Below are 16365 nucleotides of genomic sequence, written 5' to 3' on the forward strand. Positions count from 1 at the left end.
AAATCGGCTTTGAGTGGATGATGCAGGGGTCGAACCTGCGACCCGCTGATTAAGAGTCAGCTGCTCTACCAACTGAGCTAATCATCCATTGTCGCTTGGACGGGGTCAATTATAGAAAAATCCCGCCATGTGGCAAGGGTTTTTACAGCCCTTGCCGAAAAAAAATTCTAAATTATCCCGCGTTGATTTTTATCAAACAGTTCACTTAATTAAATGGACACATTCCTATATGAATGAAACAGTACAGAATGCAGCTGATTCCGCAGTAGCCCCGGCCCCGGCCGAAGCCCCTGTCGCCGAAGCGGCTGTGCAGCAACCGGCTATCGTTGCAAGCGAACCGGCAGCCAAGGTGAAGGGCAAGTTCGACGAACAGCTCGGGCTCATGCTCCCCTCCGACGCGGCCCAGGTCCAGGCGCAGCTTTCCATGCCGGGCATGAGCGATGACATGGTTTACAAGATCGTGGAAACCCACGGCGGTAACCATGCGGTTCTCTACAAGACATACGACCAGGCTGTTCTTGCCCGTGACGTGCGCGATTCCATCGAGAATGCCGCCGGCCACAAGGTGCTCCCCATCGCCAAGGCGAAGCTCGGGTCCACCTACTGCAAGGGCGAATACTCCACCGAACAGGGCTGCAAGGGCGAATCCGACACCTTCGGCATTGGTTCCCTGGTTGAATTCCAGGCCACCGGCCTCATCGTGGTGATGTGCGTCATCGTTGGCCTCACGGTGCTCTGCTACCTCATGAACTTCATCATGGCGAAGCTCGGCCTCAACAAGATCAAGGCTCCGGCCCCCGCGGTCAAGGCTGCTCCGGCTGCCGCCGCTGCTCCCAAGACAATCGCCCCGGCCCACTGTGACTGGGATCCGAACGCCAAGAGCGTCCACCCGGGCTTCACCAACAAGCAGCTCCAGGCTTTCCTCGGCATTGCCGCCGTCGCCGCCCTGGAAGAACACCCCGGCATGAGCAACGACACGTTCCTCGCCCTGGTGACCGCTGCTGCGACCCAGGCCATCGGTCAGCCCTGCCGCGTGACCGCCTACAGAAACATTAACTCCCCTGCTTGGACGATCGTCAAGTAAGGCAAACTTTTAAAACTTAACAGGCTTATAGCCAGGAAAAATCAAAATGAAGAAAACAGTCCGTATCAGTTTCGAAGGCAAGACCTACGACGTCGAAGTTGAAGTTCTTGATTCCGCCGTCGCCGCCGCTCCGGCAGCCCCGGTCGCCGCTGCCCCCGCTGCCGCTCCTGCCGCAGCTCCCGCCGCAGCCGGTGGTACCGAAGTGAAGTGCCCGCTCGCCGGTTCCGTGTTCAAGCTGAAGGTCAAGGTTGGCGACAAGGTTGAAGCCAACCAGGAAGTGGCTATCATCGAAGCCCTCAAGATGGAAAACCCGGTCGTCGCTCCGTGCGCCGGCACCGTCAACTCCATCTCCGTCAAGGAAACCGATACCGTCGTCGACGGCCAGACCCTCATGACCATCGCCTAAGAGGTACAGATAAATGAGTTCACTCTTAAATTCGGTCGTCGAGTTCGCTTGCGATACCGGATTCGCATATGTCACCCCTTCGATGGTGATTATGTGGATCGTGAGTTTCGTATTGATGTACTTGGCGATTGTCAAAAAGTATGAGCCGCTGCTGCTCTTGCCGATTTCCCTCGGCGCACTGGCGGTGAATATCCCGAGCGCCGGGTTCTACGATGGCGGCTGGAGCATCGAAGGTATGTTCACGCCGACTGCCGGCCTCTACTACTACATTAGCCAGGGTATCCACCTGGAACTCTTCCCGCCCATCATCTTCTTGGGCGTGGGTGCCATGACGGACTTCGGACCGCTTATCGCCAACCCGCGTACGCTGCTTCTCGGCGGTGGCGCCCAGTTCGGCGTGTTCGCGACCATGTTCTGTGCCGTGGCCCTCGGTGGCTTTACTCTCGGTGAAGCGGCCTCCATCGGTATCATCGGCGGCGCCGACGGTCCGACCTCCATCTTCACTGCGAACAAACTCGCAAAACACCTCATCGGACCTATCGCCGTGGCGGCCTACACCTACATGGCTCTCGTTCCGCTCATCCAGCCGCCTATCATGCGCCTGATGACCAACGACAAGGAACGCAAGATCCGCATGAAGGCCCTGCGCCCGGTCTCCAAGGCCGAACGCATCGTGTTCGCCGTGATGGTGATGATCGTCTGCATCCTCGTGGTGCCCGACGCTTCTGCACTTATCATCATGCTCATGCTCGGCAACATCTTCAAGGAAGCCGGCGTCGTGGAACGTCTCGTGAAGACTTCTTCCAACGAACTCATGAACATCGTGACTATCTTCCTCGGTACTTCCGTGGGCCTCACGATGTCTGCCGACATCTTCCTGAAGCCGCAGACCCTCATGATTATCGCCATGGGCGTTGTCGCCTTCGGTTTCTCGACCGCAGCCGGCCTCTTCCTCGCGAAGATCATGAACTGGTGCTCTCCGAAGAACCCCGTGAACCCGCTTATCGGTTCTGCTGGCGTGTCCGCCGTGCCGATGGCTGCACGTGTTTCCCAGGTGGAAGGTGCCAAGTATGACCCGCAGAACTTCTTGCTGATGCACGCCATGGGCCCGAACGTGGCTGGCGTTATCGGTACCGCAGTCTGCGCTGGTTACATGATTAGCCGCCTGAGCTAGTTGACAATACGTCATCCCCGCGACATTAATGTCATCCCCGCGAAGGCGGGGATCTTTGAGCAAAGGAAAGCCCTCGGCAATGCGCCGGGGGCTCCTTTGTTGACACGGCTCCGAATAAAAAGTATCTTCTTTCTGTTATCCGTAGGAGGAGACCATTTCATGAAAAAACTATTGCTTGTTGCTGTTTCCGTGCTTGCCGTGTATGCGAATGCCGCTAGGGAAATTACTCCGCAGAAGCCCGAATTTGTTGAGGGCTGCTACCAGATATCGAATGCGGAAGAGCTCTATTATGCGGCTCACTATTATTTGGAAAATGATACCTGCATAAAGCTTACCGCCGACATCGTGGTAAACGAGAACGTTATCAATGATGGCTCACTAAATGTGGCCGATACGGCGAATTTTGCCGTGTGGAGAGGGCTTCCCTTTTACGAATTTGCGGGAGTTTTTGACGGCCAGGGGCACACGATTTCGGGTCTCTACAACAATGATTCTACGGGTTACGAAATGGGGCTGATTTCGTCTGTTGGCGATCATTTTTACAATAGCAAAGACAAACCACAGAATCTTGTTGTTAAGGACGTTCATCTTGTAGATGTATATTTCAACGTTGGCCGCTATGATGCCGGAGGGCTTATTGCATACATAGATGCCGGGGTGAATGTGGTGATAGAACGCAGTAGCGTCGATGGAGTTATTGCTGCGTCGAGTTGTGCAGGGGGTTTGGTTGGTGAGGTGGAAAACGCTCTGCCTGTTCTCATATACGATAGCTATAATAAAGCCCGCGTGTTGGCTACAGGTTATAATGCCGGAGGCATTGTGGGCTGTGTGGATCCTAATTGGAAAACCTATTTTGAAATGGCGAATACGTACAACGTTGGTGTCGTGTCTGCTAAGGATTACGTGGGCGGTATTATCGGAAATGTTGATATTTGGGCTGATACGGTGAAATTGATGAATGTGTTCAATGTGGGACCGGTGATTGCAACAGGTGAAAATCCAAAAGAAGTTGGTCCTGTGGTAGGTGGTTATTCTACTATTCTCTTTGAGGGATCTATTTTCGACAATGTCTTTTACGTTGCTGCGGACGGGAATGGTATAGGGGTCCACATGACGGAAGAACAGTTCGCCAACGGCACTGTCGCTTCTCTAATGCACGATTATTACTACAGCGGCGTTGACGGCTCAATATGGGGGCAGAATGTCGGTGCTGACCTGCTGCCGAACTTTAGCGGAAACATTTCCGGAGCGGTAGCCTTGCCTACGATAACGCTCAGTCTCGATACGGGGAGCGCTGTTCCCTGGACTAGTGAGATTGCAGTTGGGTACCGTCACAGGATTCCTGATGTCAATCGTGAAAATTACGTGCTGTTTGGCTGGTACGACAATGCGGAACTGACGGGCGAAAAGGTGACGCATGTTCCCGACACGCAAACTACCGACGTGAAATTCTGGGGTTATTATGAGCGCGTATATAAGGTGACTTTGGAAACGAGCGGGGGAACGGTACCTGTAGACAGTGTGGCGTCTTACATCCATACGGTCGGAGCGAAACTCCCGGGTGGCGCCCTGCGTGAAGGCTATATATTTGCGGGCTGGTACGCCAGGAGCGATTTTAGCGGAAACCCGGTCGATTCCATCACTGCGACAGACGAGGGCGACAAGACCTTCTATGCGAAGTGGTTGGAAATGCGCTCTCCAGAAAAGAATTCCGATGGTTGCTATGCCATTTCGGATGCCGGTGAACTTTATGGCTTTGCCGCAATCATGAACGGATCGGAGGCGGAAGATTTTGAGGAGCCGATATGCGCTGTTCTCACCCAGGATATCGTTGTCAACAAGAACGTACTGGATTCTACAGGCAAACTCAATACGGCCGAGGCTCCCGCGTTCGTGGCGTGGACTCCGATACAATATTTGTGGGGAACATTTGACGGACAAATGCATACGATTTCGGGCCTGTTCGTCGTGGATACGCTGACGCGCGAAGATGAATATGCGGGGCTCAAGGCTTCTGATAAAAAACCGGTCGGTTTTATCAGGGTCATGGCTGGCTTAGAGGAAGAACCTGCTGTTGTAAAGAATCTAGGCATTGTGGGTTCCTATTTTATGAGCGATGCTCCGCGAGTGGCTGCTGTTGTCGGTTATGTTGTTGAATCGTGGAAGGACTATAATCTGTATGCCGAAATCAGGAATACTTTTAACACGTCTTCAGTGTATTCTACATATAAGTATGGTAATGCAGCGGGCTTGGTGGGCTATGTCGGTTCTTATTCCCACCTGCTTGTAGAAAACTGCTATAATCTTGGTAGGATTGCATCTGAGGATGATGCTGCCGGATTGGCTGGGGTTGGCGATGATGAACAAATCCGTGTTGTGAATAGCTATAACGCCGGAGATGTTTTTGGTAAACGGAGAAATCATCTTGTTCTGAATATTTGCCAGTTTTGCACGTTCGATGAGGGAACAATTGTAAACAGTTATTACCTGTATAAATCTTTCGGGAATAGTACCAATGGGGAAATGGGCGGCGTATCGGTCGATGAGGATGAACTTGCCGATGGAAGGGTCGCGCTTGCCCTGCACATGGGCGAGAACGGTTCTATATGGGGACAGAACGTCGGGGTGGATCCGTACCCTGTGTTTTCTGGTACCGTTGAAAATTCTGCTACTACGTGGTACAACGTGACATTCCATACTTTTGAAGGCGATACGGCAACCTACTTTGACCATTATGTGGCGGGGCTCTACACGTATCTTCCGGAAAAAGTCTCTGTGGAAAATGAGGACATGGTATTTGCCGGCTGGTACAAGACGGCCGATTTCGACGGTGAAAAGCAGTGGGCTATTTATCCCAAGGATGAAGACGACCTTGAATTCTTTGCCAAGTATGAACTGAGACCGTTCGATATTATTGTTCGTACGAATAGCTCGCTCTATGGTGAAATTGTTGGCCTTGAGGACGACGACCGTGGTTCGTACAAGTACGGCACGGAAGTCACCTTTGAGGCAGTACCTTACAGGGACTATGAATTCTATTACTGGGAAGACGATGTTACTAACACGAACCCTGTCCGCACGGTTACGATTCTGGGCGATACGGCGTTTAAGGCGCATTTTGGTGAGGCGAGGTCGAGTTCGTCTAGCGTAATCGAGTCCAGTTCCTCGTCTGCTCCGCGTTCGAGCTCCAGCGTTACGCCGCCTTCCAGCTCCAGCGCAAAGTCCTCGAGCAGTGCGAAGTCCAGCAGCAGTAAGGGAGATGGCGGATCTTCGTCCGCCATGACGAGCAGTTCTGCGAAGTCCTCGAGCAGCAGCGCGAAATCTAGTTCCTCGGCGAAATCCAGCAGCTCCGCGAAGTCCTCTTCGAGCAAGGCTCCCAAGTCGTCCAGTTCGTGCAAGAACTGCATTGGCGTGGGCCTGCCTGTCGTAGCTGTTGCCCCGCAGTTCAATGTGGAAGTTGCCGGCCGCAATATCCTGGTGGCGGGGGCTTCGGCCGGGTATGACTATGCGTTGCTCGACATGCAGGGCCGCGTACTCCGCAGGGGGGCGGTCGTTGGTGCGAATTTTGCCATCCCGGTTACACGTGCAGGGACGTATCTGGTGCGTATAGGCGACCGTGTGCGGCGCGTATCCGTGAGGTAAGAAGTTTTAATTTGCGGCGTGTAGTGTTAGGAGGAGTTGTGATTTCTAGAAAGTTGTTTTTGTCTGTGGTAATCGCCATGCTGGCTGTGTCTGCGCATGCCGCGAAGGCGATTGTCTCGGAAGAGCCTGATTTTGTAGATGGCTGTTACCAGATTTCGACTGCCGCGCAACTGTACGGTTTTGCCGAGATTGTGAACGGCACGTTTGGGAACCTGACGGATTATGCGGGCCTCCGTGATAGCACCGCCTGTGGCAAGCTTACAGCCGATATCGTGGTGAACGAGAATGTTCTTGGCGCCGACGGAAACCTGAATGTGGCGGACACGGCAGAATTTGCGCCGTGGGCCAAGATTCAGCATTTCATGGGCTCGTTTGACGGCCAGGGCCATACGATTTCGGGCCTGTACTTTTATTCTGATGATGTTGACCAGGTGGGGTTATTTTCTTCGGCGGGCTCGTATTCGGAGAATGCCGCTGCCATGGAAGTTTCTATCAAGAATGTTCGCCTAGTAGACACCTATTTCCATGCAAGCTTTAACGTGGCCGGAATTATCGGCGTTGTCGATCGTTATGGAAAGGCTACCATCGACCGGTGCGGTGTCGACGGAGTTATCGAGGGTGAAGCGCAGGTAGGCGGTCTGGTGGGCTGGGGCATTAACAGTCTCTCTATCACCAATAGCTTTAACGCGGCCCGCGTGAGTGGGGAAGATTATGTTGGCGGAATTGTGAGTTTACTCAAGGATGCCTCGATAGCGAATGTCTATAATGTGGGCTCTATTTCGGGTGATAATGATGTAGGCGGGATTGTTGGCATTGCTTATGGTGAGAGCGTGCGCCTAGTGAATGGATTCAGCGCCGGCCCCGTAAATGCGACATCTGATAAGTCTATTGGCGTGGGTGCTGTGATTGGAGGTGCCAACAAGTACGTCATAGAAAGGGGAACCTTCGATAATATGTTTTTCCTTGCTCCGGGAGTGGATTCGGTCGGAATCTCCATGACGGAAGAAGAGTTTGCCAACGGTACCGTGGTCACCCTGATGCGGAATTATAGCTACGAAGGTATTGACGGCCTAGTGTGGGGCCAGGATATTGGTTCCGATCCGCTGCCAAAACTTACCGGGGTTGTCACTGGCGATGTGGCGTTACCTACGATTACGCTCAGTCTCGATACGGGTAGTGGTGAACCTTGGACAAAGGAAATTCTTGCCGGTTACAAGTTCAGGATACCCGATATCGAACGCGAAAATTACAAGCTGATGGCCTGGCATGCCGAAAAGAACTTTGAAGACGAGCCCGTGACGCATGTTCCTGCAGCGCAGACTACCGACGTGAAATACTGGGGCCATTACGAGCGCGTGTACCGTGTGACGTTTGAAACCAATGGCGGTAAGGTGGATTCGCTGGGCGTAGATTCGTATGTCCATACTATCGGAGCTAAACTCCCGCGGGCCGTCTCGCGCACGGGATATGTCTTTGCCGGCTGGTATGCAGAAGAAGACTTCAGCGGGAACGCCGTCGATTCCATTACCGCAGCAGATGAAGGCGATAAGATTTTCTATGCCAAGTGGTTCCAGGCGAAGGTTCCGGAAATGGATGGGAATGATTGCTATGTCATTTCGAATGCGGAAGAGCTCTACGGCTTTGCCGCCATCGTGAACGGGGCGGATGGCTTTACCCGTCAGCAAGACGCATGCGCCGTCCTTTCGCAGGATATCGTGGTGAACAGGAACGTGCTGGACGATGAAGGTAACCTCAACGAGGCGGGAATGGCGGGATATATTCCGTGGAATCCGATTGACAGTTTCGAGGGAACATTCGACGGGCAGATGCATACGATTTCGGGCCTGTATTATAACGACCCGAAAGACCATAGTAAAAAGAAGGACGTCGGGCTCTTCGGTGCCGTTGGAGGCGAAAAGAGCTCGCCCGTTGTTATAGAGAACCTGGGCCTTGTCGATTCGTATTTTGCATCGGATGCGAGGAGTGTAGGGGGTATTGTCGCGCGCGTTCTGGAATATCGGACAATCTGGATAAGCTATTATGCCGAAATCAGGAATGTCTACAGTACATCTACCCTGGAAACTTCCGACAGCACTCTTTCTGTGGCCGGAATTGTGGGCCATGTCGACAGGGATGCGTACCTGCATATTGAAAACTGCTATAACCAGGGGGCAATCCGTGGTTACAGGAACTATATGTCGGGGCTTGTTGGGTATTCTGGCCTTTCCGACAAGGTTGTTATGTCGAATTGCTACAATGCGAAACCCGTCAGCTATGTGGTGAGTTCGTCCGTAGTAAGCCAGCTGATTGCCTATTCGGCGCAGTTGGAGGGCGTTGCGGAGATTGTCAATAGTGTTTATATGGATTCGTCGAAAAGGGAACTCGGAGGTATCTTGGCTCCGAGAACGCGCTTTGCCGACGGTACGGTCGCGGAAATACTGCGCGAAGGCGTAAATGGCGAAATATGGGGCCAGAATGTCGGTGTAGATTCGTTCCCGCTGTTCTCCGGGAAAATCCAGAATTCTGGTGCTATTAGGTACAACGTAACGTTCTATACCTTTGATGAAGATACGACGACTTTCTTTAATCAATACTGGGCGGGTGTGGAAACGAAACTCCCGCAGGCACAAAGGGAAGGCATGTGGTTTATGGGCTGGTACGATAATGCCATGCTTGGTGGGGACCGTGTTTCGTACATTAAAGAATCGGATGAGGGCGATTTGAAATTCTATGCCAAGTGGGAACTGAAGACCTTTAGCGTACGCATTTTGATCAATAATCCTGATGGGGGCCGTATTACGGGCCTTAAGTCGGGTAGTTGGTATACCTATGGCGAATTGGTGTCGGTAACGGTGGAACCCTTTGAAGGCTTCTATCTGAACTATTGGAGCGACCTCAAAGGCGAAACCGAGCAGCCGCTGGTCCGTGAATTCTATGTCGATAGGGATATGACCATTACAGTTTACTTCGGCAAGTATAGCTCAAGTTCTTCTAGCGCGCCGCAGTCCAGCTCCAGCGTCACTTCGCCATCGAGTAGTTCCGCGAAGTCTTCTTCCAGCGTCACACCGCAGTCGAGCTCCAGCTCGACAAGTGTGTCCACTAGCAGTTCCTCCCTGAAGTCCAGCAGCAGTTCTGCCCCGAAATCGAGCAGCAGCGCGAAGTCCAGTTCTTCGGCGAAGTCTTCTTCGAGCAAGGCGCCCAAGTCGTCCAGCTCGTGCAAGAACTGCGTTGGAATGGGCCTGCCCGAAATTGCATCCGCGCCTTTGTTCAATGTAGAAGTCGCCGGACGTACAATCCAGGTGGCGGGCGCACAAGGCTCGCAGTATGCGTTGCTCGACATGCAAGGGCGCGTAATCCGCAGGGGAGCGGTCTATGGCGCGAACTTCTCCATCCCGGTGAGCCGTGGCGGTAATTACCTTGTCCGTGTCGGCGACCGTGTGCGGCGCGTATCCGTGAAATAATACCTGCATTTGTCATCGCGGACTCTGTTCCGCGATCATCGCTTGTTTTATAGAAATCTGCAATTTGTTTTATGGATTGCAAAAAATTTTTCTATGAAATACTGAATTGCTGAAATTTGCTTAAAATCGCCAAATTTGTTCTTTGAAAAATATTGCATCGGATTGTTACTTTATCTATTTTATTGCCATGATGAAATCAATCATTGAATATAAGGACTACCGCGAGTACGTGCTGGAATACTACCGCGAACGTAAGCGCACATCGGCGTTTACGTGGCGCGAATTTGCCAAGATAGCTGGATTCGCATCGGGGTCGTACTTGAAGCTCGTTTGCGATGGCAAGACTCGACTTCGCCTGGAGGGGGCGAAGAAGACTGCTCATGCAATGGGGTTGCAGGGCTTCGAGTACGACTACTTTATTTTGATGGTGCGCTATGAAAGCGCAAAAACTGATAAGGAGAAGAAAATGTGTTACGAGGAAATGGAGGCCCTGAGCTCGGCCCACAATGTGAAGATTTTGGGGAGCGAATTCTTTACGTTTTATGAAACCTGGAAGCATTCCGTCGTCCGTGAGCTGGCGGTTGCAATGCCGGGAGCAAAACCGCACGAAATCGCGAAAGCTTGCAGGCTGCCGATTTCTGCTGCAGAAGTAAGCAACAGCCTCCGTTTCCTCGTAAACTCAGGATTCCTCACGGTGGATATAAAAGGGGATTACCACCAGACGAACCATTCTCTCTCGACAGGGCGCTTGAAAGTTGTTTCTGTGGCGGTGCATTCTTTATTGCGCCAGATGGGCGAGTTCGCGCTTGATGCCCTTGATAAGTTGCCAATCTCGGAACGTTTTTTTAGTGGTATTACCATGAGCATGACGTCCGAGAGCTATGAGAAAGTCATAGAAGAACTTGTGGAATGCCGCAAGCGTATTGTGTCTATTGTTTCGGCCGATAAGGGCGTGGAAAAAGTGTGCCGTTTGAATATGCAACTTTTCCCGCTGACGGAAAATTTGAATAGTGGAAAGTCCACGACGGGTAAAGGAGAATAAACATGTTTATGCGAATGAATCATTTTTTGAGTGTGTCTGCTTTGGGTATCGCGCTTTGTGCGTGTTCTTTTGAAACGGCGGGTACAAGTGATGAAACTGAAGGCGTTGTTGCATTGGCTGACAAGAAAATTGTGGGTGCGGTGCAGAAGGGACCTTTCGTGAAGGGCTCCGACGTTGTCCTTAGGGAGACTTCGGCAGACGGGAGCCTTGAGCCCACGGGCAGGGAATTTACGACTAAGACCATCAATGACAAGGGCGATTTCGAGTTCGACAGTCTTGAATTGGAAAGTCAGTATGCGCTTCTTTCTGCGGAAGGCTACTATACCCGCGAGGTCAATAGCCAACGCTCTCATTGTGTTTTGCGCCTTAATGCGGTTTCCAACCTGGAAAAACGTAATACGGCAAATATCAACATGTTGACGCATTTTGAATACAAGCGCGTCTTGAAGTTGGTCGAGGAGGGCAAGAGCTTCGCGCAAGCCAAGAGGCAGGCCGCAACGGAACTTATGAATGCGTTCGGTGTTGATGTTCCTGCACAATCTGCAGAAGACTTGAATATTTTTAATACCTCTTATGGGGATAGGACGCTCTACCATCTCAGCGTTTTTGTGGACAGGGACTTTTTCTATCCTCATGATGATGATGTCGATGAATGGGAATACGAACGGGATACGGCCAATATAGACTGCTCCAAGCTGCAGGAATACGTTGATTCGTTTGCGGATGATCTTGCTGAAGATGGAACTCTCAGTGATTCCCTGATAGCACCTCTTGCTGCCGAAGCGTACTTAATCAACACCTACTTTGGCAACGTCATGTATGGTGAAGAACTGGGCTTGAAAGATAAAGATGAATACGCTCTCATGGCGGAGAGGACCTATTTCTACAAGCTGGTGCTGGACCACTATCTTGGCTTTGAAACCTGCAACGACAGCCGCTGGGGTGAATCTAGAAGGCTCGACAAGCCGTTCAGATCTTACGATGATGATGCCGAAATGGAATATGAGAATCCCGCCTACTTCCTTTGTGATGGAACTGACTGGAAACAGACGACGAAAGGACACCTCGATTCCCTCAAGATGCCGATTCCTCACGAGTCGGGAATTATGAAGGACCCGCGCGACGGCCGGGAATACAAGACGGTAAGTTTCGAGTTCAACGGGAATAAGTATGAGTGGATGGCCGAAGACCTGATGTACAGTATTACTCCGGAAACGCCTACAAAGGGAGGCCTTGTAAACCGTCGCCAAGCCGGGGTCTATAGCTGGGCCGAAGCTATGCGCCTTAGTGAGAGCTATATGTCGAAGCCTGTCAGGGATGGCTCGGTTGATTCGCTCCATCAGGGAATTTGCCCGGACGGCTGGCATATATCTAATAGCCTGGATTGGGAAGCCTTGGTTACCTATGTTGGAGGTGTCAATAACCTGCTCAATGAATCTTGGAAAACTGATCCCGAAACCGCGGCAGCGAAGGATTTGTTTGGAGTGTTCTATGACAGGTTCGATTTCAATCTTTACCCGATGGATAAAAAGTACTTGGACCTTTATTACCACACGTATACGGACGAATCGTTTATTGGGGATATAGAAGCGGAACGTTTAATGTGGTGGGATTACTACGAAGAGCATAAGGACACCGAAGATGTTGAATGGATCCTTGGCTACGCAAATGATTATGGCAACTACAGGGACATTAAGAATCACACTTTCGAAATCTCTATCGATTATGGAATGCCGACCGATGAACCTCGAAAGGCAGCTCGTGTCCGCTGCGTAAAGAACTAGGATAGTCTGCAACAGGAAAAAGAAGAGGGGATCCCCCGCCAATCTTGGCGGGGGTTTCTTGTTGTGCAGATTGCGGCATGTTCTGGGAACATGTATAGCATGTTCCAAATTGCAAAATTTTTCAAAATAAAGCAAAAAGTGGTAAAATTTGCTTAAAAACGCAAATTTTATGTTCTGAATCGTGAAAACAAACCTATATTTGATACCATGAAGGAAATCATTGAATACACAGATTATCGCAAGTTCATCCAGGACTACTACGATGAACGCAAGCGTTGCTCCGCTTTTTCTTGGCACGCGTTTGCCCAGAAGGCGGGTTTCTCTTCGGATGTCTACCTGAAGTATGTTTGCGAGGGGAAAAAGAATTTGAGCATCGCTTCGGCGGGCTCGGTGGCGACCGCAATGGGGCTGGTCGGTTTCGAGTACGACTACTTTATCTTGATGGTGTCGTATGCGCATGCCAAGAGCGATACGGCCAAGCGGGCCGCATTCGAGGAGCGCTGTGCACTCGCGCAGGCCCACAAGATTCGGGTGCTCGGGAATGAAGAGTTCGATTATTTCAAGTCGTGGAAAAATTCTGTAATCCGCGAACTTGCCCCGCACATGCCCGGCGCAAAGCCGCTCGAGATGGCGAAGGCCTGCAGGCAAAAGATTTCGGCGGCGGAAGTCTCCGAGACGCTCGACTTCTTGGTGAAGGCGAAACTCCTGAAGAAGGACAGGAGCGGAAACTACCAGCAGACGGACAAGGCCATCGTGATGGGGAGCGTAGATGCGGTTCCGGTGGCGGCACGCGAATTGCAAAGGCAAATGGGGGAGTTTGCCATCCAGTCGCTGGACCTGCCGCTATCGGAACGCATGATGTCGGGGTACACGCTTGGCCTTACGCGCCGTGCGTACGAACGCATCAGAAAAGAAACGGAAGATTACTTCCGCCGCGTGGTGGCGATTGCGACAGAAGACGACGAGACGGAACGGGTCTACCGCCTGAATGTGCAACTGTTCCCGATGAGCGAACGCCTGGGGAAGAAAAATGAAGATAAAAAGGGGAGATAGTCATGAAAAAGTGTAGATTTATGAAAAAGGAAACGATTATGAAGTGGAATCGTATTTTAGGTTGCCTCGCTGCCGGGGCCATGTTCTGGGGCTGTTCGGACACGGGTTCCGACGACAATGGCGTTGCTGGCGGTGCTTCGGGCGATGCGGGCATTGTTGCCGTCACGGACTGGGAAGTGGCGGGCGTGTCGCAGAAGGGCCCGTTTGTCACGGGTTCTGCCGTGACGGTGCAGGAACTTGACGGCATTACGCTCAAGCAGACGGGCAAGAGCTTCAAGGGCTCCATCAAGAGCGACAAGGGCGACTTCGCCATCAAGGACATCAATCTGGAATCGCAGTACGCGATTCTCGAAGCATCGGGCTACTACCGCGACGAGATTTCGGGCAAGAAGTCTTCTGGTCAGGTGACGCTCCGCGCCTTGACCGACCTCAAGGACAGAAAGCACGTGAACATCAACCTGCTCACGCACCTGGAATACGAGCGCGTGATGTACCTCGTGACCGAGAAGAAAAAGTCTATTGCCGAAGCGAAGGAACAGGCCGAAAGGGAAGTGCTCGCGACGTTCGGGATCGAGGGCGACTTCGCGGAATCGGAGGACTTGAACATCTTCGAGACGGGCGACGGAAATGCGGCTCTGCTTGCGATAAGCGTGCTCTTGCAGAGCGATGTCGACGTGGCCGGGCTTACCGAACGCATGGGCGAGTTCAGCATATCGCTTGCGGAAGGCGGCAGCTGGGACGATGCCGACGCGAAGACCGCGATTGCGGACTGGGCCTGCGATGTGGATTTGAAGGGGTCGCTTTCGAAGGTGCGCAAGAACGTGGAAGATTGGAAATATGCCGATACCGTTCCTGCGTTCGAGAAGTATGTGTCTAACTTCTGGTGGGACAATTACGGCCTTGGCGTTTGCAATGCGAAGCGCGAAAACGAAACCAAGCGCAACGTGAACAAGCTCAGTAAACTGTACAACGAATACTTTGTCTGTGAAGGCGGCCGCTGGGTCATTCCGGGTTACGAACCGCGTTCGAGTAGCAGTTCGAACCAGGATCCGTCCGGAATATCTTTTGGCGTCATGAAGGATTCCCGTGACGGGCAGGAATATAAGACGGTCCGGATCGGCAATCAGGTCTGGATGGCGGAGAACCTGAACTATGCCGCTGAAGGAAGCCGTTGCTATGGCGATGACAAGAAGAATTGTGAAAAGTATGGCCGCCTGTATAACTGGGACATTGCCTTGGATACGACAAGCGAAGGGTGCGGTAAAAATTTCAATGAATGTACCTTGAAGAGCGATTTCTATCCCCGTCAAGGCGTGTGCCCCGATGGATGGCATTTGCCGGATCTTGGAGAATGGGATGACCTTATAGAATATACTGATGATGATAGTGACGAGGAAACTTTTGGATTCAGTTTGCAGTCGTATTACTGGGACGATGATTGGGAAAAGCAGTATGGTACAGACAAGTTTGGATTCAATGCCATGCCTGCAGGCATGTTTGATAGCGGGAAATATGTAGGGCTGGATTCCGTGGCTATTTTTTGGACGTCGTCGAAAATAGTAGACGTTATTATGAATGGTTCCATCACTACCTTGAACTATGTGATGCTTGAGAAAAAATCTTCCGGGATTACGAGGTCTCGAGGTGGTGATGTCGATTGGGGTCTCTCCGTCCGCTGCGTCAAGGGAACGGGCAATAAGAGGCCGGAATCCTCCTCCAGTATTGCTTCGTCGAGTTCCATATACGATCCGTTTGCGAAGCAGTCTTCTTCGAGCGTGCATGTGAAAAAGGATACGTTGCCGGATTTGCCCGATGAACTGGCCTTTGTCGAAAAGTATTATGATATAAGAACGCAATACAAGGAATATGCGGATGGAAAACAGCTTGTATGGTGGGGAAGATCTCCTTCGTTTGGAGAGATCTCGGGCGGAAGAGACAGTGTTGCGTCTCCCTGGGATTCTGCGGCTTCTGCGTTGATACGTGAAGCGTCTGACAATGGATTCGAATACCTAGAAGCGTATTCCAACGACTCCCTGGATAACGAATACACGACGGAATCCCATGTCTATACCAAGACTGAGGGGGGTAAGGTATACAAGATCATAATCACGATGGATAATGTGAGAATGGTTGTCTTGACGCGGGAAAATTGTTTCTTCTACCTGAAGGTCATTGTTTATGACAGCAATATTGACGAAGTTCCTTCGGAATCGCGGAAGGATTACAATTCTCCCCAGTATAGGGATTTGCCTGAAGACTTGAAATTTATTGATGAATCTGTTGAAACTCCTAATAGAAAAGTTAAGGATTATTCAAACGATTCGATGTGGACTTCCTGGGTTTATTCCTACCTTACCGACGCGTATGGCACGAGCAATTGGAACGACGCCAAGAAGAAGGCCGATGAGTATGCCGAGTTGATGAAGGCTCATGGCTTCACCTTGATTAGCAAGAAGGAGTATGCGCTTGAGGAGTACGAAAATATGGGATATTCGAGCCCGATGGGATTGACGGATATCAATAGGGATAGTGAAATGGTGACATTGTACCGCTTTGAAAAAGAAGTAGACGGCTTCTATTACAAGGCAGAAGTCTATCCGAGCGCTAATTTCTGTTCGGGTCTGATGACCTGGTACGAGACCCGTGCCAACATAAAGATTACGATTTACGACAAGTAGCAGAAGCTCGAAGGGGAAAGAAGAGAGAAAAAGACCTCGCT

The 16365-nt window shown here is 51.4% G+C and carries 9 protein-coding genes and 1 tRNA gene; 9 read left to right on the forward strand and 1 reads right to left on the reverse strand.

The features are described from left to right. Positions 1-14: 14 nt before the first annotated feature. A tRNA-Lys gene (locus B7994_RS00310) sits at positions 15-87 on the reverse strand. Positions 88-229: 142 nt separating this feature from the next. On the opposite strand from B7994_RS00310, the gene B7994_RS00315 reads away from it, so the two are divergent. The 9 genes from B7994_RS00315 (at position 230) to B7994_RS00355 (ending at position 16324) form a co-directional block, all read left to right on the forward strand. After that, complete coding sequence (locus B7994_RS00315) at positions 230-1084, forward strand: hypothetical protein (protein WP_233142900.1); 855 nt, start codon at positions 230-232, stop codon at positions 1082-1084. Positions 1085-1130: 46 nt separating this feature from the next. Next, the gene (locus B7994_RS00320; RefSeq protein ID WP_073188184.1) at positions 1131-1490 is read left to right on the forward strand and encodes an acetyl-CoA carboxylase biotin carboxyl carrier protein subunit; all 360 of its coding nucleotides are present in this window, start codon (positions 1131-1133) and stop codon (positions 1488-1490) included. 13 nt (positions 1491-1503) lie between these two features. Beyond that, on the forward strand, positions 1504-2664 hold the full coding sequence (locus B7994_RS00325; RefSeq protein WP_088636506.1) for a sodium ion-translocating decarboxylase subunit beta: 1161 nt from the start codon (positions 1504-1506) through the stop codon (positions 2662-2664). A 159-nt stretch (positions 2665-2823) separates the two neighbouring features. Further along, positions 2824-6306 carry an InlB B-repeat-containing protein gene (locus B7994_RS00330; protein WP_088636507.1) on the forward strand — a complete coding sequence of 1161 codons (3483 nt, stop codon included), beginning with the start codon at positions 2824-2826 and terminating at the stop codon, positions 6304-6306. Between the two features lie 38 nt (positions 6307-6344). After that, entirely contained in the window at positions 6345-9767 is a 3423-nt protein-coding gene (locus tag B7994_RS00335; protein WP_144063685.1) for an InlB B-repeat-containing protein, read from the forward strand. A gap of 187 nt (positions 9768-9954) precedes the next feature. Next, positions 9955-10809, forward strand: coding sequence for a TIGR02147 family protein (locus B7994_RS00340; protein WP_088637183.1), 855 nt, complete (start codon positions 9955-9957; stop codon positions 10807-10809). Between the two features lie 32 nt (positions 10810-10841). After that, a complete protein-coding gene (locus tag B7994_RS00345; protein WP_158213024.1) occupies positions 10842-12593 on the forward strand; it encodes an FISUMP domain-containing protein in 1752 nt (583 codons plus the stop codon). 207 nt (positions 12594-12800) lie between these two features. Beyond that, a complete protein-coding gene (locus B7994_RS00350) occupies positions 12801-13646 on the forward strand; it encodes a TIGR02147 family protein (protein ID WP_088636510.1) in 846 nt (281 codons plus the stop codon). 38 nt (positions 13647-13684) lie between these two features. Then, positions 13685-16324: a fibrobacter succinogenes major paralogous domain-containing protein gene (locus B7994_RS00355; RefSeq protein WP_158213025.1), complete on the forward strand. Its 2640-nt coding sequence runs from the start codon at positions 13685-13687 to the stop codon at positions 16322-16324. Positions 16325-16365: the final 41 nt, after the last annotated feature.

The organism is Fibrobacter sp. UWR2 (genome assembly GCF_002210285.1).
GTDB lineage: Bacteria > Fibrobacterota > Fibrobacteria > Fibrobacterales > Fibrobacteraceae > Fibrobacter.

Excerpts from the sequence above, each read along its gene's own strand:
- B7994_RS00315 (WP_233142900.1), top strand. The coding sequence starts at position 230 with ATGAATGAAACAGTACAGAATGCAGCTGATTCCGCAGTAGCCCCGGCC.
- B7994_RS00320 (WP_073188184.1), top strand. The coding sequence starts at position 1,131 with ATGAAGAAAACAGTCCGTATCAGTTTCGAAGGCAAGACCTACGACGTC.
- B7994_RS00325 (WP_088636506.1), top strand. The coding sequence starts at position 1,504 with ATGAGTTCACTCTTAAATTCGGTCGTCGAGTTCGCTTGCGATACCGGA.
- B7994_RS00330 (WP_088636507.1), top strand. The coding sequence starts at position 2,824 with ATGAAAAAACTATTGCTTGTTGCTGTTTCCGTGCTTGCCGTGTATGCG.
- B7994_RS00340 (WP_088637183.1), top strand. The coding sequence starts at position 9,955 with ATGATGAAATCAATCATTGAATATAAGGACTACCGCGAGTACGTGCTG.
- B7994_RS00350 (WP_088636510.1), top strand. The coding sequence starts at position 12,801 with ATGAAGGAAATCATTGAATACACAGATTATCGCAAGTTCATCCAGGAC.
- B7994_RS00355 (WP_158213025.1), top strand. The coding sequence starts at position 13,685 with ATGAAGTGGAATCGTATTTTAGGTTGCCTCGCTGCCGGGGCCATGTTC.